Below are 25900 nucleotides of genomic sequence, written 5' to 3' on the forward strand. Positions count from 1 at the left end.
CTGGTCGCAGTCCTCAACGAGTGGCTGTGACCAGCACTTTCGCAACAGGCCCTAGCGCTTGCTGTCTTCGCCGTCGTCCGTGCTCCGGAGAAGGGCTGGACGTCGACCGGCACCGTGCTGCAGCTGGCCGGCGCCGCCGCGCTGCTCGTGCTCTTCTTCGTTATCCAGAAGTCGGTGCGCGAGCCGCTGATGCCGCTCGGCATCTGGCGTGTGCCACGGCTGGGTTCGGCGAACCTCGCGATGGCCCTGCTGGGCGCAGCGTGGATCCCGATGTGGTACTTCCTGAACCTGTACCTGCAGCAGGTGCTCGGTTACGGGGCCTTCGCCTCCGGTGCCGCGCTGCTGCCGATGACCGGCCTGCTGATGATCTTCATGACCGCGATCACGGCGAAGCTGCTGGCGAAGTTCGGGGCCAAGCCGCTGATCGGCGGTGGTCTGCTGGTCCTCGCGGCCGGGCTGCTGTGGCTGTCCGCCGTGGAGCCGACCGGCACCTTCGCCGTCGACGTCCTGCCCGCGTCACTGGTCGCGGCGCTCGGCATGTCGCTGGCCTACATCCCGGCAATGCTGGCCGCGATGTCGGGCGCTCCGCAGGAGCAGGCGGGCCTGGCGTCCGGCATCGTCAACACCACCTACCAGGTGGGGTCGGCCCTGGGCCTCGCGGCCCTGACCGCGGTGGCCACCTCGCAGGGCGCCGGCCAGCTGGGCAACCTGCCCGCACTGACGGACGGCTTCAGCGCCGCGTTCGTCTGGGCAGCCGCGATCGCCGCGGTGGGCGGCCTGATCACCCTGCTGGTGATGCGGGGCGAGAAGACTGCCAACGGATCCGATGCTGACCCGGTCGGGCAGGGCGAGAGGGTCCGCGCATAGCTGCCCAGCCGGTCCGCGGACTGCGGCACAGCGCCGAGAGATCACCAGGAGCCATCCGCTGCACGGTCCCAGACCGGGCAGCGGATGGCTCTGTCCCCAAGCGGCGCAGCTGGTGACGCGGTTCCACGCGGCGCACCAGCGCAGAACCACTCGAAAGGGCGCCCGGGACTACATGGCCCCTCGTCCGCCTCCGGCCGCGGCCAGACGGTAGGTGAACTCCTTCCCGCCCCTCTGGGGTCCGGCAGAACGCTCCCGGTACAAGGCTCCGGCTTCGACCAGGCGCCTGAGTCGGTTGTTGGCATTGGGCAAGGAGATGCCGAGTGCCTCAGCCAGCTCGGCGGCCCGGAAGTCACCCAGCCGACGTGCTTCTTCGTAAGTGCCGGCGAGAATCGATGCGTCACCCAGCAGCTCGTGGGTGTCGCCGTCGACAGCGACCTGCTTACGTCGCTCCAGGCAGACAGTGACTCCCTCGCGGGTCTCCTCGTCCAGGCCGACCAGCCGGACGCCGTCTGCGCTGACGTCTCCGGCAGCCAGCAGGAGATAGAACTTGCCGAGGAACTCGTCCACGAAGCTGTTGGTCATCGCTTCCACGCCGCCGAAGTCGATGGTCAGCAGGGCGACGGGAGCTCCGGCCGTCAGTTGCTCTTCCAGAGCTCGGCGAGCATCGGCACCCTTAACCCTGGTGGCGAGAAACGTGCCGTGCTCTTTCACGGGGTAAGTGAGCAGCGTCTCGCGTTTCTGCGGTTTCATTTCATTCATTGAAGCACAGGTCGGTCAAGGGCGATACGAGACTCTCACTTGACGACCCTGCCGAGGATCCGGTCTTCCGGTACGCGGACACCGCCTCCAGCAGGGCCGGCATCGCAACCGTCTCACGCCGCCTTCAGGGCCTGCGTGTTGCCATCGTGGGGCTGGGAGGAACCGGAAGCTACATCCTCGACCTCGTCGCGAAGACTCCCGTGGCGGAGATCCATCTCTACGACGGTGACAAGTTCCTGCAGCACAACGCCTTCCGCTCGCCTGGCGCGGTCTCACGCGAAGAACTTGAGGCGACCCCGAACAAGGCGGAGCACTTCGCTGCGGTCTACAGCCGGATGCACCCCGGCGTCATCGCCCACCCCCTATACGTGGACGAGGCCAACATCGACACGCTGGGCACAGCGGATTTCGTCTTCTTGTCCCTGGACGACAACACCGCTCGACGCCGGATCGTCGAGGGACTTGAGGGGCACCAGGTGGCGTTCATCGACGTGGGGATGGGCGTATACGAGACCGACGGACAACTGTCCGGCCTGGTAAGGGTCACCACCAGCACCTCGACCAGGCGTCAGCACGTGCACGACCACCAGCGCATCCCCGTGGCAGACGGTGTCGGCCCTAACGACTACCAGCGCAACATCCAGATCGTCGATCTCAACGCGCTCAACGCAACGCTGGCTGTCATCAGGTGGAAGAAGCTGTGCGGGTTCTACCTGGACCTTGAGCAGGAGTTCCACAGTGTGTACCAGATCGATGGCAACGTCCTGACCAACGAGGACACCCCGTGAGAGCGGTACGGCTCACCCACGAGTTCGTCCACTACGTCCCCGAACAGCTCGAACCCGGCGTCCTCTACGTGTCCCCGCCCTTCACGACGGTGGTCCACCTGTGCTGCTGCGGGTGCGGCAACAAGGTCGTCACGCCGCTCAGCCCGACCGACTGGAGCCTCACGTTCGACGGCGCATCCATCAGCCTCAGCCCCTCCATCGGGAACTGGAGCTGCCCCTGCCAATCCCACTACTGGATCCGCGGTAACACCGCCCAGTGGGCCGAACGGTGGACGCCCAGACAGATCGAAGCTGCACGCACCGGCACCGGCCAGTCCGGCCAAGGACATTCCGAACCAAGGCGCCGGTCCCTCGCCGCTCGCTTTCGGCAGCGCGTGCGGCGGTGGCTACGGCAATAGTCCGGGCGCCGGCGGTTGATCCGCCGGCGCCCGGACCTTCGGTGGTCAGGCCCGTACGAGCCGGGCGATGGCCTGGGACGCCTCGCTGACCTTTGCCTGGGCTTGCTCGCCGCCCTCCACGATCGCCTCTGTGACGCAGCCGTTGAGGTGTTCCTCGAGGAGGGCCAGAGCGCAGGACTGGAGCGCGGCGTTTGCGGCGGCGACCTGGGTGAGGACGCTGATGCAGTAGGCGTCCTCCTCGACCATGCGCTGAAGCCCTCGCACCTGGCCCTCGATCCGGCGCAGCCGTCGGACGATGTCTTCCTTCTTGCCTGCGTATCCAACCACGGTGGTCTCCCTCACTCCGTCGGTGGCGGTTCAGCGGTCGGCGGGCTGAAAGCCCCGCAGGCGCAGGCTGTTGCCGACCACGAAGACCGAGGAGAAGGCCATCGCCGCGCCCGCGATCATCGGGTTGAGCAGGCCGGCGGCCGCGAGCGGCAGAGCGGCGACGTTGTAGGCGAACGCCCAGAACAGGTTCGACCTGATGGTGCCCAGCGTCTTGCGGGAAAGGCGGATGGCGTCCGCCGCCACCCTCAAGTCACCCCGCACCAGCGTCAGGTCGCCCGCCTCGATCGCGGCGTCCGTACCCGTTCCCATCGCCAGCCCCAGGTCCGCCTGAGCCAGCGCAGCCGCGTCGTTGACGCCGTCGCCGACCATGGCGACCGACCGGCCTTCGCTCTGCAGGCGCTTGACGACGTCGACCTTGTCCTGCGGCATGACCTCGGCGATCACGTGCTCGGGAGCAATGCCGACCTCCGCGGCGACGGCTTCGGCGACCGCCTTGTTGTCGCCGGTCAGCAGGATGGGTGTCAGGCCCAGGGCGCGCAGCCGCTTGATCGCCTCCGGGCTGGTCGCCTTGATCGCATCGGCGACCTCAAGGACCGCGCGAGCCTCGCCGTCCCAGGCGACCGCGATCGCCGTGCGACCGGCATCCTCGGCCCCGGCCTTGGCGCGCTCCAACTCCACCGAGAGGCCCATCGCCCACTCGGCCAGCAACTTCTCGCGGCCGACGAGGACCGCGTGGCCCTCCACGATGCCCTGGACGCCGAGCCCGGCGATGTTCGCGAAGTCCTCCGGGGCGGGCAGCGTGCCGACACGTGAGGCGGCGCCGGAAGCGACGGCCTGGGCGATGGGGTGCTCGGAGGAGTGCTCCAGGGCTCCCGCGAGGCGCAGGACCTCGTCCTCGTCGGTGCCGTCGGCGGTGTGCACGGCGAGCAGGGTCATCTTGCCGGTGGTGACGGTGCCGGTCTTGTCCAGGACGATAGTGTCCACCTTGCGGGTGGTCTCCAGTACCTCAGGACCCTTGATGAGGATGCCGAGTTGGGCGCCGCGTCCGGTGCCGACCATCAGCGCGGTCGGGGTGGCCAGTCCGAGGGCACAGGGGCAGGCAATGATCAGGACGGCGACCGCCGCGGTGAAGGCGGCGGTGAGGCCGGCGCCGTTGCCGAGCCAGAAGCCCAGGGTGCCGAGGGCGAGCGCGATCACGACGGGCACGAAGACGCCGGAGATCCGGTCCGCGAGCCGCTGGGCGGCGGCCTTGCCGTTCTGGGCGTCCTCCACCAGCTTGGCCATCCGGGCGAGCTGGGTGTCGGCGCCGACCCGCGTGGCCTCCACCACCAGGCGTCCGCCGGCGTTCAGTGTGGCCCCGGTGACCGCGTCGCCGGCGCCGACCTCGACCGGTACGGACTCGCCGGTGAGCATGGAGGCGTCCACGGCGGACGAGCCCTCCACGACCACACCGTCGGTGGCGATCTTCTCGCCGGGCCGCACGAGGAACCGGTCGCCGACCCTCAACTCGCCGACGGGGACAAGTTCCTCCCGGTCGCCGCGCAGGACAGTGACCTCCTTGGCGCCCAGCTCCAGCAATGCCTTGAGCGCCGCCCCCGCCTTCCGCTTGGAGCGGGCCTCGAAGTACCGGCCGGCGAGGATGAACGCCGTTACACCGGCCGCGGCCTCCAGGTAGATGTTCCCGGCGCCGTCAGAGCGGGCGATGGTCAGCTCGAAGGGGTGAGTCATGCCGGGCATGCCGGCGGTGCCGAAGAACAGCGCCCACAGCGACCACAGGAACGCCACCGAAGTGCCGACGGAGATAAGCGTGTCCATGGTCGCGGCACCGTGTTTGGCGTTGGCCCAAGCGGCCTTGTGGAAAGGCCAGGCGGCGTACGTCACCACCGGCGCCGCCAGCGTCAGTGAAAGCCACTGCCAGTAATCGAACTGAAGTGCCGGGACCATGGCCATCGCTATCACGGGCACGGCGAGGACCACGGCTGTCGTCAACCGCTGACGTAGCGGCCGCAGTTCATCACCCTCGGCCGAGTTGGTGCCGCTGCCGACCTCCGGTGCAGTGCGCGCGGGTTCGAACTCTCGGGCGGTGTAGCCGGTGGCCTCGACCGTGGCGATCAGGTCCCCGACGGTGATGTCCTCGCGAAAGGTGACCTTGGCCTTCTCCGTGGCGTAGTTGACGGTGGCCTCGACCCCGTCCATGCGGTTGAGCTTCTTCTCGATCCGGGCAGCGCACGAGGCACAGGTCATGCCGCCGATGGCGAGTTCGACCTCGGCGGCGCCGGGCGTGGTGGTGGTCATGTCTGCTCCTCGCAGCTCACGGACGTGATCTGGATGGGGGCGGGGCCGGCCGGGCATGCCGGCCCCGCCGAGGTCGGTGGATCAGGCGGCCACGCGGCCGGCGAAGTCGTATCCGGCCTCGTCGACGGTCTTGCCGATCAGCGCGTCGAGCGACTCGTCCGGCTCGGCGGCGGTCGTCACCGTGACCAGGCCGGTACCGACCTCGACCTCGACCGCGGCGACCTCCTCCAGGGCACCCACCGCCCTGGCGACAACGCCCTGGCAGTGGGCACTGCCGACACCGTCGACCTTGTAGGTGGTCTTGATCTCCGAGTTGGTGTGGCAGCTTCCGTCGGGGGTGCAGCAGTTCGACATGGGATCGTCCTCTTCAAATGGTGGCGGTGATACCCCCCAGGGGTATCGGCAACGGGTACATGTATACCCCCCACCCGTATCTCGCGCAAGGGTCGACGTCTGCTTGACTTTATACCCCCTGGGGGTATCTTGAGGTGCGTGGTCGCACCTACGAGCGGCCAGGGAAATGAGGAGTGGGTCATGAACACCGGACTGCGGATCACTGTCTTCGCCGCCGCGCTCGCCGCGACCTTCGGCACCGCCTTCGGCGTGGGAGGGTCCGTTGGCGAGCTCTCGCCCGCGCCGAAAAGCGCCGCCCACGACGGCCACGCGGCTGCCGGCCACGAGCAGACGAGCGGCGGGCACGAAGCGGCGGTGTCGCCAGGAGGGCTGCAGGTCTCACAGGCTGGCTACACGCTCGACCTCAAGACCCCGCTCCTGGAGGCCGGCGAGAAGTCCGAGCTGCGCTTCGCCGTCGTACACGACGGGACCGGCCACAGTCTCACGGCGTACCAGCGCGAACACGGCAAGGAACTGCATCTGATCCTGGCCTCGCGCGACCTGACCGTATACCGCCACCTGCATCCCACCCGTGCATCGGACGGCACTTGGTCCACGCCGGTGGAGCTGTCCAAGGCCGGCAGCTACCGCGTCTTCGCCGATTTCAAGCCCGAGGGCGGCGCGGCTGTCACACTCGGTACCGACCTCGCGGCAGCCGGGACGTACAAGCCCGCCGCCCTGCCGGAGCACAACGTGACCGCCGACATTGACGGCTACGAGGTGAAGCTCAAAGGCGACCTGATTCCCGGCAGGGCCCGCGAGCTGACGCTCACGGTGACGAAGGACGGCAAGCCGGTCCAGGACCTTCAGCCGTACCTGGGCGCCTACGGTCACCTGGTCGCCCTGCGCTCAGGTGACCTCGCCTATCTGCACGTCCATCCCAACGGTGAGCCCGGCGACGGCAAGACCCAGTCCGGCCCCGAGGTCTCCTTCACGGCCACGGCGCCCAGCGTCGGCGCGTACCGCCTGTTCCTGGACTTCCAGCACCAGGGCAAGGTGCGTACGGCAGCCTTCACGGTGCACGCGAGCGCCGCTGTGGGCGAGTCCGGCAAGCCTTCGCCTGCCCAGTCCGACACGGAAGAGGCCGGGCACGCGCACTGAGGCTTGCGGGCCTCACCGATCACCGACTGAGGTCGCGCCGCCATCCGCGACCGGGCGCCGATGCTGGTCTGAGCGTGATCGCTGCATCGGCTCGCGCTCTGCTCTGGCTGAATCGAACGTTCTTGACACCCGACCTGTGTCACCGCCAAGAGCCACCGGACGAGCTATTCCATGGTCATGAGAATCGCCGGTTTGGCTAACCGGCGATTCGCTGCTATGTTGCCGCGCCCGTTCGGCACTCGGGATCTTTGATAAACCTTGGCTGCCTGCACCTGCGGGGCGGTATGGAGGCGCTCGGGCCAGCTGACCTAGGGCGGTGCGTGGTCCGGGTCCCGGTCCAGCGCCGCTGGCTCTGGCTGCCGTCCAGACCGCCCGAGTGACGGTCATCACGGATGCCCCTGAGAGGGTGCTGCGTAGGCTCGTGCCGTCGTCGCGGTGGGGGACGGGGAGCGTGCGAAACCCTCGTCCATTCGCCTGACGGTGTGTCAGGAAAGTCAGCAAGTGGTCAGCATGAGTCCTGAAAAACCTGGGGAAAGCTGCCCGAACGTGCGACTCGTTGTAGGGTGTGGAAACAGCCCTTGACCTGCAAAAACGCAGGCAGGGAGCCTACTTGTGGGAGTGCCCCAATGTTGCGTACTATGTTCAAGTCCAAGATCCATCGTGCCACTGTCACCCAGGCCGACCTGCACTACGTGGGATCGGTGACCATCGACGCAGACCTCCTCGACGCCGCCGACCTGCTGCCCGGCGAGCTGGTCCACATCGTCGACATCACCAACGGCGCCCGCCTGGAGACGTACGTCATCGAGGGTGAACGCGGCTCCGGAGTCGTGGGGATCAACGGGGCGGCGGCCCACCTCGTCCACCCGGGCGACCTGGTGATCATCATCAGCTATGCCCAGGTCACCGACGCGGAGGCGCGTGAGCTGCGGCCCCGGGTCGTGCACGTCGACGCCGGCAACAGGATCGTCTCCCTCGGGGCCGACCCGTCGGAGCCGGTGCCCGGCTCGGACCAGCAGCGCAGTCCGCAGGCCGCAGGGGCCTGACCGGGGGACCGGCACCAGGACCAGGAGCGTGCGTGCCCATGACCGAGATCGAGATCCGCGACGACCGGGCGGCGGGCCGGCTGGAGGCTGTCAGCGCCGGTGAAGTCGTCGGCCGCATCGAGTACTTCGTCCTGGAGTCGCCCGCGCGCGCCCTGGTCCCCGTCCACACGATCGTCGAGCCCGCCCACGAGGGGAAGGGCATCGCCGGATCACTCGCCCGCGAGCTGTACGCCATCGCCGAGCGCGAGGGCGTCCCGGTGGCTCCCCTGTGCCCGTACGTCGTCAACTGGGCCGAACGTCACCCCGAGGTCGCCCCTCCGGCCGACCCTGAGCTGCTGTCGGCCGCCGAGGACTGGCTGCGCGCCCACCCGGACCGGTTCTGAGCGGGCCTCGGTTCCGGGTACCGCCGGCCACCCGCCCGGATGCGTCCGGTGACGCCGTCGGGTGAGTGGCCGCGCGGCCGTCGGGTAGGCGGGGCAATAGTCCAGTGGTGACGCCCCGTGACAGCCCGGAGGGCATGATGACGAACCCGTACCCCGACCCGGTCCCGCCCGGTCCGCAACCCGGTCCGGGCCCGACCCCGCCGGATCCCTATCCCAGCCCGGTCCCACCGCCGGAGCCGGCCCCGCAGCCGACTCCGCCCGCCCCGGGACCCGACCCGACCCCGCAACCGGCGCCCCCCGCCCCGGGCCCACCGGAACCGTCCCCGTCCCCGATCCCCCCGGGCCCGGAACCCGTTCCGAACCCGGAGCCGGGCCCGCCCCTCACCTGAGGAGCGGGGGCGCGATACGCCGTCTCCTCAGAAGCACAGGGGCACGCGCCAAGCCCCGCCCCACCGGCACCGCCCCGATCGCCGGACGCCCGACACCGGGGCTTGGCGCAGACCGCCGAGCGGCCACAGCGCGCCCAGCCACGACGCCTCGGCACCGCACGGCCCGTGATGGTGGGCGCCCGCCACCGGGGCTCGGCGGAGACCGCCGGCCGGCCAGAGCGCCCCGCCATGGCACGCGGAACCACCCCCCCCCGCTCAGGCGCGACGCCTCCGTACCCGCGCGGCACCGGGGCCTTCATGGCCGCGCGGGTACGGGGCAGTCCCTGGCCGGCGTGCCGTAACCGGCCCGCGGTCCGCGCCGATGCCGAGGCGCGGGCTCGTGCGCCTGCCGGGGCCACTTTGCCCGGCTCACGCACGAGCAGGCCCAGCCCGGCGGGCGCCCGGACCCCTGCCTCCTCACACACGAGCAAGCCCAGCGCCGCCGGCGCCCGGACTCCTGCCCCCTCACGCACGGGCAGGCCCAGCCACCGCAGCCCCACGAGCCGCAGCCTCCTCACGGACGAGGAAGCACGCCCTCGGCAGGCGTACGAGCACGCCCTCGGCAGGCGTACGAGCACGTCCTCGGCAGGCGTACGGGCCCGCCCTGGGCAGGCGCACGAGCCCCAGCCTCCTCACGGACAAGGAAGCCCGGCCTCGGGAGGCGTACGAGTCCGGCCCGGTCGGCGCGCGGGCGCCTACGCGGAGACCTCGTTCCGGTCGCCGCCCCACAGCGTGTGGAACGCGCCGTCGCGGTCCACCCGCCGGTACGTGTGCGCTCCGAAGAAGTCCCGCTGTGCCTGCGTGAGCGCCGCAGGCAACCGTTCCGCCCTCAGCGCGTCGTAGTACGCCAGCGCCGCCGCGAACCCGGGCGTCGGCACCCCCTGCCGTACCGCCGCCACCAGGACCTCCCGCCAGTCGTCCTGCGCGGCGGCGATCTCCCGGGCGAACGTCTCGTCCGACAGCAGGCTGGGCAGGTCGGGCCGGGCGCCGTACGCGGCGCGGATGCGGTCGAGGAAGGCCGCCCGGATGATGCAGCCACCGCGCCAGATCGCGGAGATCGCGCCGAGGTCGATGTCCCAGCCGTACTCCTCGCTGCCCGCCGCGATCTCGTGGAAGCCCTGCGTGTACGACACGATCTTGGACGCGTACAGCGCCTGTTCCACCCGGTCCGCGAAAGCCGCCGCCTCCGACTCGCTCAGCGCGGACGCCGTCGGCCCGGCGAGGCCGCGCGAGGCCTCGCGCAGTGCCGCGTGGCCGGACAGGGAGCGGGCGAAGACCGCCTCGGCGATGCCGGACACCGGGACACCCAGGTCGAGCGCGATCTGGACGGTCCAGCGGCCGGTGCCCTTCTGTTCGGCCTGGTCCACCACCACGTCCACGAACGGCTTGCCGGTGGCCGCGTCCACGTGGGACAGCACCTCGGCGGTGATCTCGATCAGGTAGGAGTCCAGCCGGCCGGTGTTCCAGGTGCGGAAGATGTCCGCGATCTGCGCCGGCGTGTACCCGGCGACATCGCGCAGCAGCTGGTACGCCTCGCCGATCAGCTGCATGTCGGCGTACTCGATGCCGTTGTGGACCATCTTCACGAAGTGGCCGGCGCCGTCGGGACCGCAGTGCGTGACGCAGGGGGCGCCGTCCGCCGCCTTCGCGGAGATCTTCTCCAGCATGGGGCCGAGCGACTCGTACGACTCCTTCGAGCCGCCCGGCATGATGCTCGGCCCGTGCAGCGCGCCCTCCTCGCCGCCGGAGATACCCGTGCCGACGAAGTGGACGCCGCGTTCGCGCAGGTCCCGCTCCCGGCGCCGGGTGTCCGCGAAGTGCGCGTTGCCCCCGTCGATGATCATGTCGCCGGGCTCCAGCAGCGGGGCGAACTCCTGGATCACCGCGTCGGTCGGCTCGCCCGCCTTGACCATGATGACCAGGCGGCGCGGGCGCTCCAGCGCCGCCACGAACTCCTCGGCGGTCTCGGCCGCGATGAAGTCGCCCTCGTGCCCGAACTCCTCCACCAGGGCCTTCGTCCGGGAGACCGTACGGTTGTGCACGGCGACCGTGTAGCCGTTCCGGGCGAAGTTCCGGGCGAGATTGCGGCCCATGACCGCGAGGCCCGTGACACCGATCTGCGCTGAAGTGCTCATACCGCCTGCTCCCTGGTTGCCTCGGACTACGGCTCCGTCAGTACGGGTCCCTGCCCATCCTGACGTGCCGCTACGGCGAGCGCACATCCGACCCGCCCCACGCATGGGTACGCAGCGGAGCCGCCTCCCGTCTCAGTCGCCGGCCGCTCTCCTCAAGCAGCGGCCGTTTACGGCCACTTGAGGGTGCGAGAGGCCGATTGCCGTCTTGTCATGGTCTGTTCGCGGCGCTTACTTTTGCCGCTCCTGACGCATGCCGAGGGGAATCGGACATGGCCGTACGCGGCCGGCACCGCCGGTACCAGCCGAACAGGATCAACCGCGCCTCACTCACCGTCACGGCGAGCGGCGCCGGCCTCGCGATACCGCTGGTCGCCGCCGGCACCGCGAACGCCGCCGACGCGGCCACCTGGAACAAGGTCGCCGCCTGCGAGTCCAGCGGCAACTGGAGCGTCAACAGCGGCAACGGCTTCTACGGCGGGCTCCAGTTCACCCAGTCCACCTGGGAGGCCTACGGCGGCACCCGCTACGCGCCGCGCGCCGATCTGGCGGGCCGGGCCGAGCAGATGGCCGTCGCCGAGAAGGTCCTGGACGGGCAGGGGCCGGGCGCCTGGCCCGTGTGCTCCGTGCGGGCCGGACTGACCCGGGGCGGAGGCGGCCCCGACGTGCGCACCGACTCCGCGGCCACGCGTCCGGCGCACACCGGCTCCACGAAGCCCGGCACCCGGAAGTCCGCTTCGGTCAAGGACGTACAGCCGCAGACGACCCCGCAGTCCCGTGCGGGCCGGGCCGAGATGTACACCGTGGTGCACGGCGACACCCTCTCCGGCATCGCCGGCGAACACCACGTGACCGGCGGCTGGCACGCGCTGTACGCGGGCAACCGGACCACGATCGGCCCCGATCCCGACCTGATCATGCCAGGGCAGCGGCTCGGCCTGAGCGGCACCCGCACCACGGCCCCGCCCCCCAAGCCCCCGAGGACGAAAGCCCCTTCGGAGCACCACACCGCGCACCCCACCACACACCCCACCACGCACCGTACCCCGGCCCCGACCCGGCACACGCTCGTCGCCCCGGTGACCGCCGCCATCGGCACCGGCTACCGCGTGGCGGGGTCCCACTGGTCGAAGGGCTACCACACGGGCGTCGACTTCCTCGTGGGGACCGGCACCTCCGTGAAGGCGGTTGCGGCCGGGCACGTGGTCGCCGCGGGCTGGGGCGGCTCGTACGGCTACCAGGTGGTGCTCCGGCACGCCGACGGCCGCTACACCCAGTACGCCCACCTGTCCGCCATCTCCGTGCGGGCCGGGCAGAGCGTCACCGCGGCCCAGCGCATCGGCCGCTCCGGCGCCACCGGAAACGTCACGGGTCCGCATCTGCACTTCGAGGTGCGGACGGGGCCCGCCTTCGGCTCGGACATCGACCCGCTCGCCTATCTCCGGGCCGGCGGCGTCAGGATCTGACGCCGGCACGCTGCCGGCCCACGGCCGGCAGCGGCGCGAAGATGCCCGCGCACAGCAGCGTGTACGACAGGGGGAGTGCGTGGTCGGCCGACGGTTCGCCGCCGTCGGTGTCCGCCCCGCCGCTCACCGCCGGGCCCGGCGGGAACTCCCCGCGCAGGACCGGTTCGTCCGGCCCGGCGCCGGTCCCGGCGAGCCCCGCCAGGTCCGCCAGGTCCGCCAGGTCCGCTCCGAGGCGCCCGGCCCCGCGCTGCCGCGGCACACCGGGGCACGGTTCGGCGGCGGCACGCGCCGGTTCGGCGGCGGCCGGCACCTCGTGCGCCGGGGAGCCGCCGTCGGACGCCGACGACAGGACAGCCGTCACCGGTACAGCCGCGACAGCGGCCTCGCCGACCGCCGCGACCGCCGCCTCGCCGACCGCCGCGACCGCCCCGGCCGGAGCTGTTCCCGCAGAGGCGTCCTCCGCCGCAGCACCCGTCACGGGAGCACCCGTCGCCGGAACGCCCGCCCCCACGACAGCCGCCCCCACGACAACCGTCCCCGCGACAGCCGCCCCCGCGACACCGGGTGTCGGCCCCGCCGAGGCGGTGGCCGGGGCCGGCGTGGCAGCCGCCGGGTCCGTCGTGCGCTCCAGCCGCTCCGTCGTCAGCATGATCAGGCCGCCCGCCGCCACCACCCCGCAGCCCAGGGCGAGCACGGTGCCCGTGTCGCCGTAGCGGAACGTCTCGCCGAACATCAGGATGCCGACCGCGGCGGCCAGCATCGGATTGACCACGGTCGCCGTGGCCAGCGGCGCGGCGAGGCCGCCGCCCCGGTAGGAAGCCTGGGACAGCAGGACGCCGGCGACCGTGAACAGGCCGATCACCGCGAGGGAGGGCATCTCGCCCAGGCCGAGGTCGTGGGACCAGTCCACCGCCACGGTCTTGGTGAACACCGACGACATGCCGAACGCGATGCCGGAGGCCACGGCCAGCAGCACGCTGCGCACCGCCGGGTGCCGGTGCGCGGCCAGACCCACGAACACCAGCGCCGCCACCGCCCCGCCGGTGACCAGCGCGACCGCCAGCCGCTGAGCCGGGGCCAGGGAGTGCGCGGAGGAGGAGCCGACCAGGGACAGCAGACCGGCGAGGCCCACCGTGGCCATGAGCGCACCGCGCCAGGCGGTCCGGCCGGCCCGGCGGCCGACGCACAACGCCGCCATGGGCAGCGCGAAGACTATGGTCAGCGCGCCGAGCGGCTGGACCAGGCTGAGCGGCCCGTAGGCCAGCGCCACCACGTGCAGTACGCCACCGAGACCGTTGAGCGCCAGCGCGCCCCACCAGCCCGGCCGGCGCAGCGGCAGGTACGCGCTGTCGGGGGAGGACACCGCGACCTGCTCCTGCGCGATCGCTCCGCCCGCGTAGGCGAGGGCGGAGACGACCGACAGGAGCACGGACAACGCCAGGGCGCTCATCGGTGTCTCCTCGGGGTGCGGCGGCCGTCCTGGGCCCGGCGCGGCGTACGGTCGGCTTCCATGGCCAACACTCTGCCCGGCCGGGGCCGTTCCGTCGTCGTACCTGAGCACGCAATGGGTCCTACTGCCGATGGAGTACACCGGCCGGGTGATCATCCCCAGGGCGGGTGGCCGCGGGCGGACCCCCGCCGGACCGGCGCGGGCACGCGCCTGGTACCAGTACCTGTCGTGGATCTCGACCCCGGTCTCGCCGCACTGCGCCCCCTCGGCGGCTTCTTCGTCCTGCGCACGCCGCCCGGCCCGGCCCCAGCCGCCGACGGGGCCCCTCCGCGGCGGCTGCCGACCCTCGCGCAGGGGTACGAAGGGGCGGCCTCGGACGGTCACCGGGATCCGGTGGCGCTGCGGGTCGCCGCCGTGGGGGACCGGCTGCGGACCGCCGAGGTCCGGGTCGCCGCCTCCATCGCCCAGCAGGGCCTGGCCGCCCGGCTGTGGTCGGCGGCCCTGGGCTGTGCCACGCTGTACGGCCGGGTGCCCGACCTGGACCCGCGGCTGCTGCGCTGGGACGCCCTCGCCGCCGCCCCCGACGACCTGTGGCTCACCGAGCTGCGCGCACTGCCCGGCGACGCGGCCACCCTCACCGGCGTCGTGCTGCACGGTCATCTGGAGCCGCTGGCGGCGGTGCTGCGGGCCCGCTACGGCGTCGCGGCGGGCCTGCTGTGGGGCAACGCGGGCTCCGCGCTCGCCGCGACCGCCCGGGAACTGAGCCGCTGGGCGCGCGCCCACGGCCGTACCGACGTGGCGGCCCGCACCCGCGCCCTCACCGGCGAACTGTTCGCCCACCCTCTGCTGAGCACCGCGGGAGTGCGCACCGGTACGGCGTTCCGGCGCCGCAGCTGCTGCCTGTACTACCGGGTGCCCGGCGGCGGGTTGTGCGGCGACTGCTGCTTCACCCGCCCTCCGCGCTCTTCCCCGGACACCGCATCCGGGTGACCATGGGGAGAACCTGCCGACGAGACCAGGGGGTTGACGGGTGCGAGTGGGACTGCTGACCCGGGAGTACCCCCCGGACGTGTACGGCGGCGCGGGCGTCCATGTGGAGTTCCTCGCCCGCGAGCTGACCTCCCTGGTGGACCTGGAGGTGCACTGCTGGGGCGAGGGGCGCGGCGTCGGCGTCGTACGCCACCGCCCGTGGTCCGCCCTGGACGGCTCCAACGACGCCCTGCGCACCTTCTCCGTGGACCTCGCCGTCGCCGCCGCCCTGGAAGGCCGTGAACTCGTCCACTCCCACACCTGGTACGCCAATCTCGCCGGCCATGTCGCCAAGCTGCTGTACGGCGTGCCGCACGTGGTCACCGCCCACTCGCTGGAGCCGCTGCGCCCCTGGAAGGCCGAGCAGCTCGGCGGCGGGTACGCCCTGTCGAGCTGGGCCGAGCGCACCGCGATCGAGGCCGCCGACGCGGTGATCGCCGTCTCGGGCGCCATGCGGGAGGACGTCCTCGCCTGCTACCCGGCGCTGGACCCGGCCCGCGTCCACGTCGTCCACAACGGCATCGACACCCGGCTCTACCGCCCCGCCCACGGCACCGACGCCCTCACCCGGCACGGCATCGACCCCACGCGGCCGTACGTCCTGTTCGTCGGCCGGATCACCCGGCAGAAGGGCGTGCCCCATCTGCTGCGCGCGGTACGGGACATCGACCCCGGCGCCCAGGTCGTGCTCTGCGCGGGCGCGCCCGACACCCCGGAGATCGACCGGGAGTTCCAGGAGCTGTTCGAGGAGCTGCGCCGGGTCCGGGCGGGCGTGTTCTGGATCCCGCAGATGCTCCCGCGCCCCGAGGTGGTCCAACTCCTCACGCACGCGGCCGTGTTCGTCTGCCCCTCGGTGTACGAGCCGCTCGGCATCGTCAACCTGGAGGCGATGGCCTGCGGCACGCCCGTGGTGGCGTCCCGGGTGGGCGGCATCCCCGAGGTCGTGGCGGACGGCCGTACCGGCCTCCTGGTCGACGCGGACGACGGTTTCGAGGCGGGTCTCGCCCGGGCCCTGGACACCGTCCTCGCCGACCCGGAGGCGGCCCGGCGGATGGGGGAGGCCGGACGGGCGCGTGCGGTGGGCGAGTTCGGCTGGGACGCGGTGGCCCGCCGTACCGCGGGGCTGTACCGGGAGATGCTCGGGCAGGCTTAGTCCGGCCCGCTCGGGGCATCCATGGTGGAACCAGGGGTGAGGGGAGCGGCCATGCGTCGTGGAGGGCCTTCCGTGCTCGGGATCGTGCTGGCGGGCGGGGAGGGCAAACGCCTGATGCCGCTCACCGCGGACCGCGCAAAACCCGCGGTCACCTTCGGCGGGACGTACCGGCTCGTCGACTTCGTCCTGTCCAACCTCGTCAACGCCGACGTGCTGCGCATCTGTGTGCTGACCCAGTACAAGTCGCACTCGCTGGACCGGCACATCACCACCACCTGGCGGATGTCCAGCTTGCTCGGCAACTACGTCACTCCCGTCCCGGCCCAGCAGCGCCTCGGCCCGCGCTGGTACCTGGGCAGCGCCGACGCGATCCTGCAGTCCCTGAACCTCGTGTACGACGAACAGCCCGAGTACGTCGCGGTGTTCGGCGCCGACCACGTCTACCGCATGGATCCCCGGCAGATGCTCGCGCAGCACATCGAGGGCGGCGCGGGCGTGACCGTGGCCGGCATCCGGGTGCCGCGCGCGGAGTCCTCGTCCTTCGGAGTGATCACCCCGGGTTCGGACGGCCGCACCGTCGAGCGCTTCCTGGAGAAGCCCACGCACCCGCCGGGTCTGCCGGACGACCCCGAGTGCGTGTTCGCCTCCATGGGCAACTACGTCTTCACCACGAAGGCCCTCGTGGAGGCGTTGCACCGGGATGCCGAGGACGAGCAGTCCGCGCACGACATGGGTGGCTCGATCCTGCCCCAGCTGACCGCGCGCGGCGAGGCCCAGCTGTACGACTTCAGTGACAACCACGTGCCCGGGGAGACCAGCCGCGACCAGGGCTACTGGCGGGACGTGGGGACCCTGGACGCCTACCACGAGGCACACATGGACCTGATCGCCGAGCGCCCGGCGTTCAACCTCTACAACCGCCAGTGGCCGATCTACACCCACTCGGGCCAGCTCTCCCCGGCCCGCTTCAACGCGGGCGGCATGGCGAGCGAGTCCATCATCAGCGCGGGCTGCCTGATCCGCGGTCAGGTCAGCCGGTCGGTGCTCTCCCCGGGTGTCCGGGTCGACCCGGGCGCGGTCGTCCAGGGTTCGGTCCTGCACGACAACGTCCGCATCGGCCGCGGCGCGGTGGTCCGCGGCGCGGTCCTGGACAAGAACGTGGAGGTGCCGCCGGGCGCCACGATCGGCGTCAACCCGGAGCGGGACGCCGAGCTGTACACCGTCTCCAAGGGCGGCGTGATAGCGCTGGGGAAGGGCCGGCGGGTGTCCTGACCGACGCTTCGTCAGAGGCTCTCCGGCGCGACGCGTCACGCGCCGATTTCGCGGAATGCCCGGGTTCGCGGCGTCCGGCCCTCAGGATGCAGGCAACGATGTCCAACCTGCGGAGGTCATCCGACATGAGAGGGACCCGGCGCACGCGGCTGTGTCTGGCCGGGGTGATGGCAGCGTCGGCGCTGGTCACCGCCCCCGCCGTACGGGCCGCCGAGCGGGCCGACGGCCGACTCACCGACCTGGTCAACCCGTTCATCGGGACCCAGAACGAGGGCAACACCTTCCCCGGCGCGGCCGTGCCCTTCGGCATGGTGCAGTTCTCCCCGGACACCGGGCACAGCACCGGCTACGACTACACACAGAACCGAGTCCGCGGCTTCTCCCTGGTGCATCTCTCGGGCGTCGGCTGCCGTATCGGCGGCGATCTGCCCGTGCTGCCCACCACCGGTGACGTCACCCAGACGGACTACGCCCAGTACGCGGCGGCCTTCTCGCACGACGACGAGGAGGCGAGCCCCGGCTACTACCGGGTCGGCCTCGCCTCCGGCATCCGGGCCGAACTGACCGCGACCACCCGCACCGGAGTGCAGCGCTACACCTTCCCGGCCACCGACAAGGCCAACGTCCTGCTGAACGCGGCCCAGTCGCTGCACAAGGGCGTGAGCAGCACGGTGGAGATCCTGGACGACCGCACCGTGCGCACCGAGATCACGGGCCACGGCTTCTGCCGGGACACCGGCCCCTACACCGTCTACACGATCACCCGCTTCAGCCGCCCCTTCACCGCCCACGGCACCTGGGACGGCCGGACCGTCAGCCCCGGCTCCCGCAGCGGGCCCGGCGGCGCCTACGTCCGCTTCGACACCACCCGGGACCGCACGGTCGAGGCGACCACCGCGCTGTCGTACGTGGACGCGCGCGGCGCCGCGGCCAACCTGCGCGCCGAGGGCGGCCGGTCCTTCGACGCGGTACGCGGCCGGGCCCGCGAGGAGTGGGAGCGCCGGCTCGCCGGGGTCCGGGTGCGAGGGGGCACGCCCACGCTTCGCCGGACCTTCTACTCCTCGCTGTACCGGTCGTACCTCGCGCCCAACGTCGGCGACGACGCCGACGGCCGCTACTTCGGCTGGGACCGCCGGGTCCACCGGGCCAAGGGCTTCACCTACTACCAGAACTGGTCCCTGTGGGACACCTACCGCACCCAGGTCCAGCTGCTCACGCTGCTCGCACCGCGCGAGGCCCGGGACATGGCGCGGTCGGTGGTCGCGGTCGACGAGGACGGCGGGTGGCTGCCCAAGTGGGGCTACGGCCCGGTCGAGACGAACATCATGAGCGGCGACCCGGTCACCCCCTTCCTGACCACCGCCTACCAGGCGGGGCTGCTGAAGGGCTTCGAGGAGCGGGCCTACCGGGCGCTGCGCAAGAACGCCGACGGCGTGCCCCCGGCCGAGTACCCGGGTATCGGCCGGGAGGCCAACGCCGAGTACATCGCCGACGGTTTCGCGCCCTACGTCAAGGGCAGGCCGTACGCCAAGATGGGCGACTCCGACTACCACCACGGCGGCTCCGTCACCCTGGAGTACGCGCTCGCCGACGCGATGCTCGTCCAGATGGCCCGGGGTCTCGGGCACCACGAGGACGCGGCCCGCTATGCCGCCCGCTCGCGGAACTACCGCAACGTCTTCGACCCGGCCACCGGCTTCTTCCGGGCCCGCGACGCCTCCGGTGCCTTCACCGGCCCGGCCGACCCGGCGCGCGGCACCGGCTTCCACGAGGGCACGCCCTGGCAGTACCAGTGGCTCGTCCCGCAGGACGTACCGGGCATGGTCCGTCTGATCGGCGGCGAGCGCGCGGCCGAGGACCGGCTGGACTCCTTCTTCGCCTACGACCGGCTGCTCGCCGACCCGGAGCGGACCGCCCGGGAGGCGTGGGTGCACGGCGACCCGTACGCCTACTACAACGCCGCCACGTACAACCCGATGAACGAGCCGGACCTCATCGCGCCCTACACCTACCTCTCCCTCGGCCGGCCATGGAAGACCACGGACGTGGTGCACGCGGCGCTGAGCCTGTTCACCGACGGTCCCACCGGCATGACCGGCAACGACGACCTCGGCACCATGTCCGCCTGGAACGTGCTGTCGTCGATCGGACTGTTCCCGGTCCAGCCCGGCTACGGCACCTGGGGCCTGACCACGCCGGTCTTCGACCGCGTCGAGCTGACTCTGGACCGCCGCTACTGGCCGGGCGGCCGGCTGACGGTGACCGCGCCCGGCACCTCGGCCGCCGACCGTTACGTCCAGGCGGTGCGCACGGACGGCAGGCCGCACGGCCGGACCTATCTGACGACCGGTGCGCTGCGCTCGCTGCGCTCCCTCGCCTTCACGGTCGGCCCGCGCCCGTCGGAGTGGGGTACGTCACCCGAAGCGGCGCCACCCGTTCTGAGATGACCTCGACCGTCTCCCACGTCCCGCCGCTTTCTGTGGCGGCGGGACTTAACCCGACGTTAACTGTGCGTAGCCTGATCGTACTTGACCGTAATCGCCTGCCGGGGATTGACTGCTGTGCACCCGTCGCCGACGCGTGAGGCAAGCCCTTGACTTCCGACCTGCTCGCTCCCCTCGACCTGGCCTTCTGGAACATGGAGTCCGACCGGCACCCCATGCACCTCGGCGCGCTCGGTGTCTTCGCCGCGCACTCGCCCACCGCCGGGGCGCACGCCGCCGACCTGCTCGCCGCCCGCGCCGCCGCCGTGCCCGGCCTGCGCCTGCGCATCCGCGACCTCTGGCAGCCGCTCGCCTTCGGCGGCGCCGCCCGCGAGAGCGACCCCGACTTCGACCCCCTGAACCACGTCCGGCTGCACGCCCCGACCGACGGCTTCCACGCCGCCGCCGGCCGGCTGATGGAGCGCCCGCTGGAGCGCGGCAGGCCGCCGTGGGAGGCGCATGTGCTGCCCGGCGAGGACGGGGTGTCCTTCGCCGTGCTCTTCAAGTTCCACCACGCCCTCGCCGACGGGCTGCGCGCGCTGAGGCTCGCCGCCGGCGTCCTGGACCCCGTCGACCTGCCCGAGCGCGCGCCCCGCGCCGTCGAGCCGCCGCGCGGCCTGCTGTCCGACGTGCGCCGGCTGCCCGCGCTGGTCCCCGGGCTGGTCAGGGGCGCCCTGGCCGATGCGGGCCGGGCCCTGGACATCGGCGCCTCGCTCGCCCGCTCCACCCTCGGCATGCGCCCGTGCGCCGCGCTCACCTCGGCGCCCAGCGGCACCCGGCGCACCGCCGGCGTCGTCATCGACATCGACGACGTGCACCGGGTGCGCAAGAGCGCCGGCGGCACCGTCAACGACGTCCTCATCGCCGTCGTCGCCGGCGCCCTGCGCCGCTGGCTGGACGAACGCGGCGACGGCAGCAAGGGCGTGGCGCCCCGCGCCCTGATCCCCGTCTCCCGGCGCCGCCCGGGCGCCGCCCACTCACAGGGCAACCGGCTCTCCGGCTATCTGATACGGCTCCCGGTGCACGAGCCGGACCCGCTCGGCCGCCTGCGCACCGTGCGCACCGCGATGGTCCGCAACAAGGACGCCGGCGCCGACCGGGGCGCGGGCGCGGTGGCCCTGCTCGCCGACCACGTCCCGGCCCTCGGCCACCGGCTCGGCGGACCGCTGGTCGGCCAGGCGGCCCGGCTGTGGTTCGACATCCTGGTCACCAGCGTGCCGCTGCCCGGCATCGGGCTCCGGCTCGGCGGCCACGAGCTGACCGAGGTGTTTCCGCTGGCCCCGCTCGCGCCCGGCCAGGCGCTGGCGGTCGCGATCTCGACCTATCGCGGGCACGTGCACTACGGGCTCGTGGCCGACGCCCGGGCCGTGCCGGATCTGGACCGGTTCGCGCAGGCGGTCTCGGCAGAGGTGGAGACGCTGCTGTCGGTGTGCGATCACTGAGGCGCCGCGGGGTGCCTGGCGGGCGCGGGGCTCGGGGAAGCGGTTTGGTCCCCGGGCCCGGCGCTCCGTAAAATCCGCTTTTCGAAGGCGGGCGCGAGTCGGAGCGCTGCGCGGGTGATCAGGGAAGCGGCAGCGCGATGACGGTGACAGAGGACGGCTCGGCGTCCATGGACGAAGTGGTCTACGGGCCGGGGATCGACCCCGAGCGGCTGGCCGTCTGCCTGAGCGTGCTGGAGGAACTCGACCGGATCGAGGTCGACCACCCCGACGCGATCACGGTGCGCCGGGCCACCTCGGCCATCTACCGCACGGTCAAGCAGCGCCGCCGCCAGGAGCGCCGGGCCGCCAAGACCGCGCACGACCGCACGGTCACGGAGGCCACCGCGACCGGCTCCGCCGAGCGCATCGACGACGAGACCGAGGGCATCCTGCCCTCCTCCAAGGTCGACGAGGGCCGGATCGCGGGCATACTCCAGCGCCCGCGCTCCTGCTACGTCTGCAAGCAGCGCTACGTCGAGGTCGACTACTTCTACCACCAGCTGTGCCAGAGGTGCGCCGCCGAGAACCGCGCCAAGCGGGACGCCCGGGCCGACCTCACCGGCAAGCGGGCCCTGCTCACCGGGGGCCGGGCCAAGATCGGCATGTACATCGCGCTGCGCCTGCTGCGCGACGGCGCGCACACGACCGTCACCACGCGGTTCCCCAAGGACGCCATCCGCCGCTTCAAGGCGATGGAGGACTCGGCGGACTGGATGCACCGGCTGGAGGTCGTCGGCATAGACCTGCGCGACCCGGCCCAGGCGGTCGCGCTGGCCGACCAGGTCGCCGAGGCGGGCCCGCTGGACATCCTGATCAACAACGCCACGCAGACCGTACGCCGTCTGCCCTCCGCCTACGCCGCCCTCGTCGAGGGCGAGAGCGCGCCGCTGCCCGCCGGGGAACTGCCCGCCCACCACGTCATCGGCGCCTTCAACTCCGGCGCGGTCGGTGAACTCGGCGGTCCGGCCGCGCTGGCCGTCGGCGCGAGCGGTCTGGACGCCCAGCAGGTCTCCGACCTCGCGCTGGTCGCGGGCAACGCCAGCGTCGCCCGGCACCTCGACGGCACCGCCATCGACGCGGGCGGCCTACTGCCGGACGTCGTCGACACCAACACCTGGGTGCAGACGATCGAACAGATCTCCCCGGTGGAGCTGCTCGAAACCCAGCTGTGCAACTACACCGCGCCGTTCATCCTGATCAGCAAGCTCCGCCCGGCCATGGCCGACGCCGCCGGGAAGGCGGCGAGCGGACGGGCGTACGTCGTGAACGTCTCGGCGATGGAGGGCGTCTTCAGCCGCGGTTACAAGGGCGCGGGCCACCCGAACACCAACGCCGCCAAGGCCGCGATGAACATGGTGACGCGGACCAGCGGCGAGGAGATGTTCGAGACCGACCGCATCCTCATGACCTCGGTCGACACCGGCTGGATCACCGACGAGCGCCCCCACTACGACAAGCTGCGCCTCGCCGAGGCCGGTTTCCACGCCCCCCTGGACCTGGTCGACGGCGCCGCCCGCGTCTACGACCCGATCGTGCGCGGCGAGGCGGGCGAAGACCTGTACGGCGTCTTCCTGAAGGACTACGCGCCCGGCAAGTGGTGACGCCCCGGCGGGGCAGGGCGGCGGCCGGCGCTCGCTCGACCGCGGGGCAGGGCGAGGGCCGGCGCTCAGTCGACCGCGCCGAGCCGTGCGTGGCGGGCCGCCACCAGCTCCAGCACCGTGCGCCAGTCCTCCAGCACGCCCGCGTCGACTCCGGCCGTACGGCCCTCCTCGTCGGCCTGACGCAGTCGTAGCAGATCGTCGTCCGCCGGGTCCGGCTCCCCGCGCACCAGCCGGAACACCCGCTCCCCCAGCAGGGAGCGCACCGCCTCGGCCGCGCTCCGCGCCCGGGCCGCCTCGTCGCCCGGGCGGAGCACCGGTCCGATGCCCCGCACCAGGGCCGCGACCTGCAGCTCCTTGTCAGCGGGGCGGCTTCGGCGCAGCAGCGCCGCGGTCCGCAGCGCGTGCTGGTGACGCCCCGCGTACAGCAGATCCATCAGCTCCTCGACGCTGCGCAGCTCCATGCGTCAGTCCTTCCGCGAGACAGCCGTTGCCGCGTCAGCAGATCATGGCGAGCTTGCCACCCGGCCAACGGCACCTGAACTGAGCCGGGTCCGGCCGGCGGTTGCCGACCGGCTCGAAGGGATGTTCGCTCCAGTAGGCCGAGTGGGTGATTCCGTATGTCGGCCGAGTAAGCATCTTGTTGCAAAAAGCCCCATATTGGGGGGTATTGAGGAGCCGCTCGAAGCGCAGGGCTTACGGGTTGTTTGCATTCCCTATCGAGCGGATGCCTGCTCATTTGGTTAATCTGGAGCGGACGGACAACAGTACGGGGTCCCACCCACACCCATCGTCCGTCCTGGGGCGAGCCGACCACGGCATGCTCTGACAGAGGTACCGGCGCCACCGCGTCCGAACTGGCTTTCCATCCAGACCCCAGCGGGCGTCCAGCGCCGAAGCGCAGACTGTTCGGTACGCCCCGAGGGTGACCCGACACATAAGGAGTGCGCGGTGACACCGGAGAAGACGAATCGCGAGCAGCGCCCCGCGGAATACGCGGAGCGCGTGGGCCGGCGGCCCGGGGAACTCGGCAGCCTCGACGTGTGGGCCCGGTCCGCCCCGATCCGCCTCGCGGGATACGAGGACGACCTGGCCGAGCCCCACATCCTGCCGAGCGTGGACTGACCCCCGGGCCGGATCCCCTCGCGATCGCCCCACGCATGGGCGTGGCAGACTCACGCCCATGCTGATCAGAGAAGCCGCGGCCGGGGACTGGCCGCGGATCTGGCCTTTCTGGCACCGGATCGTCGCCGCCGCCGAAACCTACGCATGGGACCCGGAGACCACCGAGGAGGCGGCCCGCGACCTGTGGATGAACCCGGCCAAGCGGGTCTACGTCGCCGAGGACGAGAGCGGAACGGTCGTCGGCTCGGCCTACCTCACCCCCAACTACGGCGGACCCGCCGCCCGCGTGGCCAACGCCGGCTTCATGGTCGACCCCGACTGCGCCGGACGCGGCATCGGCCGCGCCCTCGCCGAACACGTCCTGTCCGAGGGCAGGGCGCACGGCTACCGCGCGATGGTCTTCAACGCCGTGGTCGAGACGAACCCCGCCGTCGGCCTCTGGACAGCCCTCGGCTTCACGATCCTCGCCACCGTCCCCGAGGCGTTCGAGCACCCCCGGCACGGCCGGGTCGGGCTGCACATCATGTACCGGGCGCTGGACTGACGCCCCACCTCACCGCCAGGCGGTCGAGGACGCCGTCCGCCGCCAGGGGATCAGCTCCTCCAGCTGTGCCGCCAGCTCCAGCAGGACGGACTCCGTGCCCGGCCGGCCCACGAGCTGTACGGCGCAGGGGGCGCCCGAGGGCAGGATGCCGGCCGGGACGGACATCGCCGGCCAGCCGGTCAGGTTCCACGGCGGAGTGAAGGGCGAATAGGCGGAGTTGGCGAGGACGTTGCGCAGCCAGCCGCGTTCGTGCCATGGGCCGGCCTGCGGGGAGCGGCGGGCCAGGGCCGGGGTGAGCAGCACGTCGTGCTCGGTGAGGAACGGCGTCAGCCGGGCGCGCAGCCGGTCCCGGGCGGCGCCGGTACGGACCGCGCCGTCGAAGCGCCGGCCCAGGGCCGCGTGCACCCGGGTCCGGCGGGCCAGCCGCGCCCGGTCCAGGCCCTCGGCGTCCCTCGCCGTCCCGGCCGTCCAGTGCTGGAGCGCGGTCACCCCGAGGGAGAGCGGATACGGCGGTTCGGCCCGCCGCACCTGGTGCCCGGAGCGCGCCAGCGCCCCGGCCGCCTGTCGCACCGCGGTCGTATACGGCCGGCTCACACTCACCCCGGCGAGCGGGCTGCGCAGCGCGACGGCGATCTTCCGGGGGCCGCGCTCCGCCGGGCGTGCGAACTCCGCGTCGGCGAGGACGCCCAGCATCAGGCGCGCGTCCTCGACGGTCGTGGCCAGCGGGCCGTTCTCCGCCATGCCGAACCAGTCGCCGTTGCCGATCCCCGCCGGCACCACCGCGTGCCCCGGCTTCAGCGTGACCAGCCCGCAGTTCGCGGCCGGAATACGCAGCGAGCCCATCCCGTCGTTGCCGAGCGCCAGCGGCACCAGCCCGGCGGCCACCGCCGCCGCGCTGCCACCGGAGGAGCCGCCCGCCGTACGGGACATGTCCCACGGGTTGCGGACGATGCCGTACGGGCCCTCCGTGGTGGCGAAGACGCACAGCTCGGGCACGTTCGTCAGGCCCACGACCACCGCACCGGCCGCGCGCAGCCGGGCCACCGTCACATGGTCCTCGGCGGCCGGGGTGCGCGGGGTAGCGGCCGAGCCGTTGCGGCACGACTCGCCGCGTACCGCCAGGTTGTCCTTGACCGCCACCGGCACGCCGGCCAGCGGCAGTTCGGCCAGAGCCGCACGGGAGCCCACCTCGTCGGCCTCGGCGAGCGCCGCCTCGGTCCGGACCTTCCGGAACGCCCCGATCCGGCCGTCGAGCCGCTCGATCCGCGCGAGGTGCTCGGCCACCACCTCCCTGGGCGTCACCCGCTTCTCGCGGACGGCGGCGGCGATCTCGGCGGCACTCCGGCCGGCCCAGCTGCTCACAGGCGCTCCTCGGCTAAGTC

General features: G+C 72.1%; 22 protein-coding genes and 1 pseudogene. 15 read left to right on the forward strand and 8 right to left on the reverse strand.

The annotated features are described in order from the left end of the window. Positions 1 to 51 precede the first annotated feature (51 nt). Positions 52 to 867 (forward strand): annotated as a pseudogene (locus AB0B40_RS29915) (MFS transporter); the annotation flags it as partial. 168 nt (positions 868 to 1035) lie between these two features. On the opposite strand, the gene AB0B40_RS29920 reads toward AB0B40_RS29915, so the two are convergent. Beyond that, positions 1036 to 1617 (reverse strand): MarR family transcriptional regulator, encoded by a 582-nt coding sequence (locus tag AB0B40_RS29920; protein WP_362266603.1) that lies wholly within the window; start codon positions 1615 to 1617, stop codon positions 1036 to 1038. Positions 1618 to 1625: 8 nt separating this feature from the next. Here AB0B40_RS29920 and AB0B40_RS29925 point away from each other — a divergent pair, with 8 nt between their 5' ends. Continuing rightward, positions 1626 to 2414 (forward strand): ThiF family adenylyltransferase, encoded by a 789-nt coding sequence (locus tag AB0B40_RS29925; RefSeq protein ID WP_345057248.1) that lies wholly within the window; start codon positions 1626 to 1628, stop codon positions 2412 to 2414. After that, positions 2411 to 2812 (forward strand): DUF6527 family protein, encoded by a 402-nt coding sequence (locus AB0B40_RS29930; RefSeq protein ID WP_345057246.1) that lies wholly within the window; start codon positions 2411 to 2413, stop codon positions 2810 to 2812. Before AB0B40_RS29925 ends, AB0B40_RS29930 begins: the two co-directional genes overlap by 4 nt. 45 nt (positions 2813 to 2857) lie before the next feature. Here the strand turns inward: AB0B40_RS29930 and AB0B40_RS29935 are convergent, their stop codons facing one another. The 3 genes from AB0B40_RS29935 to AB0B40_RS29945 form a co-directional block, all read right to left on the reverse strand. Continuing rightward, positions 2858 to 3139 (reverse strand): metal-sensitive transcriptional regulator, encoded by a 282-nt coding sequence (locus AB0B40_RS29935; RefSeq protein WP_345057244.1) that lies wholly within the window; start codon positions 3137 to 3139, stop codon positions 2858 to 2860. 30 nt (positions 3140 to 3169) lie between these two features. Next, positions 3170 to 5434 (reverse strand): heavy metal translocating P-type ATPase, encoded by a 2265-nt coding sequence (locus tag AB0B40_RS29940; RefSeq protein ID WP_362266608.1) that lies wholly within the window; start codon positions 5432 to 5434, stop codon positions 3170 to 3172. A gap of 81 nt (positions 5435 to 5515) precedes the next feature. Next, positions 5516 to 5788, reverse strand: a complete 273-nt coding sequence (locus AB0B40_RS29945; protein ID WP_345057240.1) for a cation transporter — start codon at positions 5786 to 5788, stop codon at positions 5516 to 5518. 180 nt (positions 5789 to 5968) lie between these two features. On the opposite strand from AB0B40_RS29945, the gene AB0B40_RS29950 reads away from it, so the two are divergent. From AB0B40_RS29950 to AB0B40_RS29960, 3 genes are all read left to right on the forward strand, one after another. Next, positions 5969 to 6928, forward strand: coding sequence for a hypothetical protein (locus tag AB0B40_RS29950; RefSeq protein ID WP_345057238.1), 960 nt, complete (start codon positions 5969 to 5971; stop codon positions 6926 to 6928). 626 nt (positions 6929 to 7554) lie between these two features. After that, positions 7555 to 7974, forward strand: coding sequence for an aspartate 1-decarboxylase (gene panD, locus AB0B40_RS29955; RefSeq protein WP_345057236.1), 420 nt, complete (start codon positions 7555 to 7557; stop codon positions 7972 to 7974). Positions 7975 to 8012: 38 nt separating this feature from the next. Further along, a complete protein-coding gene (locus tag AB0B40_RS29960) occupies positions 8013 to 8357 on the forward strand; it encodes a GNAT family N-acetyltransferase (RefSeq protein ID WP_345057234.1) in 345 nt (114 codons plus the stop codon). A gap of 1123 nt (positions 8358 to 9480) precedes the next feature. Here AB0B40_RS29960 and gndA read toward each other — a convergent pair. After that, on the reverse strand, positions 9481 to 10920 hold the full coding sequence (gene gndA / locus AB0B40_RS29965; protein ID WP_362266613.1) for an NADP-dependent phosphogluconate dehydrogenase: 1440 nt from the start codon (positions 10918 to 10920) through the stop codon (positions 9481 to 9483). A gap of 269 nt (positions 10921 to 11189) precedes the next feature. Between gndA and AB0B40_RS29970 the strand changes: the two genes are divergently transcribed. After that, the gene (locus tag AB0B40_RS29970; protein ID WP_345057230.1) at positions 11190 to 12383 is read left to right on the forward strand and encodes a transglycosylase family protein; all 1194 of its coding nucleotides are present in this window, start codon (positions 11190 to 11192) and stop codon (positions 12381 to 12383) included. Here the strand turns inward: AB0B40_RS29970 and AB0B40_RS29975 are convergent. Next, complete coding sequence (locus tag AB0B40_RS29975) at positions 12373 to 13833, reverse strand: DMT family transporter (protein ID WP_362266616.1); 1461 nt, start codon at positions 13831 to 13833, stop codon at positions 12373 to 12375. The two genes, AB0B40_RS29970 and AB0B40_RS29975, sit on opposite strands and share 11 nt — an antisense overlap. A gap of 228 nt (positions 13834 to 14061) precedes the next feature. Between AB0B40_RS29975 and AB0B40_RS29980 the strand changes: the two genes are divergently transcribed. The 6 genes from AB0B40_RS29980 to AB0B40_RS30005 all read left to right on the forward strand — a co-directional run bounded on the left by AB0B40_RS29980 (position 14062) and on the right by AB0B40_RS30005 (position 22852). Continuing rightward, on the forward strand, positions 14062 to 14823 hold the full coding sequence (locus tag AB0B40_RS29980) for a (2Fe-2S)-binding protein (protein ID WP_362266619.1): 762 nt from the start codon (positions 14062 to 14064) through the stop codon (positions 14821 to 14823). Positions 14824 to 14869: 46 nt separating this feature from the next. After that, on the forward strand, positions 14870 to 16015 hold the full coding sequence (gene glgA, locus AB0B40_RS29985; RefSeq protein WP_362266672.1) for a glycogen synthase: 1146 nt from the start codon (positions 14870 to 14872) through the stop codon (positions 16013 to 16015). Positions 16016 to 16066: 51 nt separating this feature from the next. Then, positions 16067 to 17287, forward strand: a complete 1221-nt coding sequence (gene glgC, locus AB0B40_RS29990; RefSeq protein WP_161298331.1) for a glucose-1-phosphate adenylyltransferase — start codon at positions 16067 to 16069, stop codon at positions 17285 to 17287. Between the two features lie 125 nt (positions 17288 to 17412). After that, positions 17413 to 19734 carry a GH92 family glycosyl hydrolase gene (locus tag AB0B40_RS29995; protein WP_362266622.1) on the forward strand — a complete coding sequence of 774 codons (2322 nt, stop codon included), beginning with the start codon at positions 17413 to 17415 and terminating at the stop codon, positions 19732 to 19734. 146 nt (positions 19735 to 19880) lie between these two features. Then, a complete protein-coding gene (locus AB0B40_RS30000; protein ID WP_362266624.1) occupies positions 19881 to 21212 on the forward strand; it encodes a wax ester/triacylglycerol synthase family O-acyltransferase in 1332 nt (443 codons plus the stop codon). 137 nt (positions 21213 to 21349) lie between these two features. After that, entirely contained in the window at positions 21350 to 22852 is a 1503-nt protein-coding gene (locus AB0B40_RS30005) for an SDR family NAD(P)-dependent oxidoreductase (protein ID WP_345057220.1), read from the forward strand. A gap of 65 nt (positions 22853 to 22917) precedes the next feature. Here the strand turns inward: AB0B40_RS30005 and AB0B40_RS30010 are convergent, their stop codons facing one another. After that, positions 22918 to 23313 (reverse strand): hypothetical protein, encoded by a 396-nt coding sequence (locus AB0B40_RS30010; protein WP_345057218.1) that lies wholly within the window; start codon positions 23311 to 23313, stop codon positions 22918 to 22920. Positions 23314 to 23800: 487 nt separating this feature from the next. Here AB0B40_RS30010 and AB0B40_RS30015 point away from each other — a divergent pair, with 487 nt between their 5' ends. Continuing rightward, a complete protein-coding gene (locus AB0B40_RS30015; RefSeq protein WP_345057216.1) occupies positions 23801 to 23974 on the forward strand; it encodes a hypothetical protein in 174 nt (57 codons plus the stop codon). A 58-nt stretch (positions 23975 to 24032) separates the two neighbouring features. Next, on the forward strand, positions 24033 to 24518 hold the full coding sequence (locus AB0B40_RS30020) for a GNAT family N-acetyltransferase (protein WP_362266628.1): 486 nt from the start codon (positions 24033 to 24035) through the stop codon (positions 24516 to 24518). 9 nt (positions 24519 to 24527) lie between these two features. On the opposite strand, the gene AB0B40_RS30025 is transcribed toward AB0B40_RS30020, so the two are convergent. Continuing rightward, the gene (locus tag AB0B40_RS30025; RefSeq protein WP_362266631.1) at positions 24528 to 25880 is read right to left on the reverse strand and encodes an amidase family protein; all 1353 of its coding nucleotides are present in this window, start codon (positions 25878 to 25880) and stop codon (positions 24528 to 24530) included. Positions 25881 to 25900: the final 20 nt, after the last annotated feature.

The organism is Streptomyces sp. NPDC042638 (assembly GCF_040647235.1).
Lineage (GTDB): Bacteria > Actinomycetota > Actinomycetes > Streptomycetales > Streptomycetaceae > Streptomyces > Streptomyces rameus.

What these genes read in the sequence shown, in the direction of transcription:
- AB0B40_RS29920 (WP_362266603.1), bottom strand. Translation starts at nt 1,617, where the DNA reads ATGAAACCGCAGAAACGCGAGACGCTGCTCACTTACCCCGTGAAAGAG.
- AB0B40_RS29940 (WP_362266608.1), bottom strand. Translation starts at nt 5,434, where the DNA reads ATGACCACCACCACGCCCGGCGCCGCCGAGGTCGAACTCGCCATCGGC.
- AB0B40_RS29945 (WP_345057240.1), bottom strand. Translation starts at nt 5,788, where the DNA reads ATGTCGAACTGCTGCACCCCCGACGGAAGCTGCCACACCAACTCGGAG.
- AB0B40_RS29950 (WP_345057238.1), top strand. Translation starts at nt 5,969, where the DNA reads ATGAACACCGGACTGCGGATCACTGTCTTCGCCGCCGCGCTCGCCGCG.
- panD (WP_345057236.1), top strand. Translation starts at nt 7,555, where the DNA reads ATGTTGCGTACTATGTTCAAGTCCAAGATCCATCGTGCCACTGTCACC.
- AB0B40_RS29960 (WP_345057234.1), top strand. Translation starts at nt 8,013, where the DNA reads ATGACCGAGATCGAGATCCGCGACGACCGGGCGGCGGGCCGGCTGGAG.
- gndA (WP_362266613.1), bottom strand. Translation starts at nt 10,920, where the DNA reads ATGAGCACTTCAGCGCAGATCGGTGTCACGGGCCTCGCGGTCATGGGC.
- AB0B40_RS29970 (WP_345057230.1), top strand. Translation starts at nt 11,190, where the DNA reads ATGGCCGTACGCGGCCGGCACCGCCGGTACCAGCCGAACAGGATCAAC.
- AB0B40_RS29975 (WP_362266616.1), bottom strand. Translation starts at nt 13,833, where the DNA reads ATGAGCGCCCTGGCGTTGTCCGTGCTCCTGTCGGTCGTCTCCGCCCTC.
- glgC (WP_161298331.1), top strand. Translation starts at nt 16,067, where the DNA reads ATGCGTCGTGGAGGGCCTTCCGTGCTCGGGATCGTGCTGGCGGGCGGG.
- AB0B40_RS29995 (WP_362266622.1), top strand. Translation starts at nt 17,413, where the DNA reads ATGAGAGGGACCCGGCGCACGCGGCTGTGTCTGGCCGGGGTGATGGCA.
- AB0B40_RS30005 (WP_345057220.1), top strand. Translation starts at nt 21,350, where the DNA reads ATGACGGTGACAGAGGACGGCTCGGCGTCCATGGACGAAGTGGTCTAC.
- AB0B40_RS30010 (WP_345057218.1), bottom strand. Translation starts at nt 23,313, where the DNA reads ATGGAGCTGCGCAGCGTCGAGGAGCTGATGGATCTGCTGTACGCGGGG.
- AB0B40_RS30020 (WP_362266628.1), top strand. Translation starts at nt 24,033, where the DNA reads ATGCTGATCAGAGAAGCCGCGGCCGGGGACTGGCCGCGGATCTGGCCT.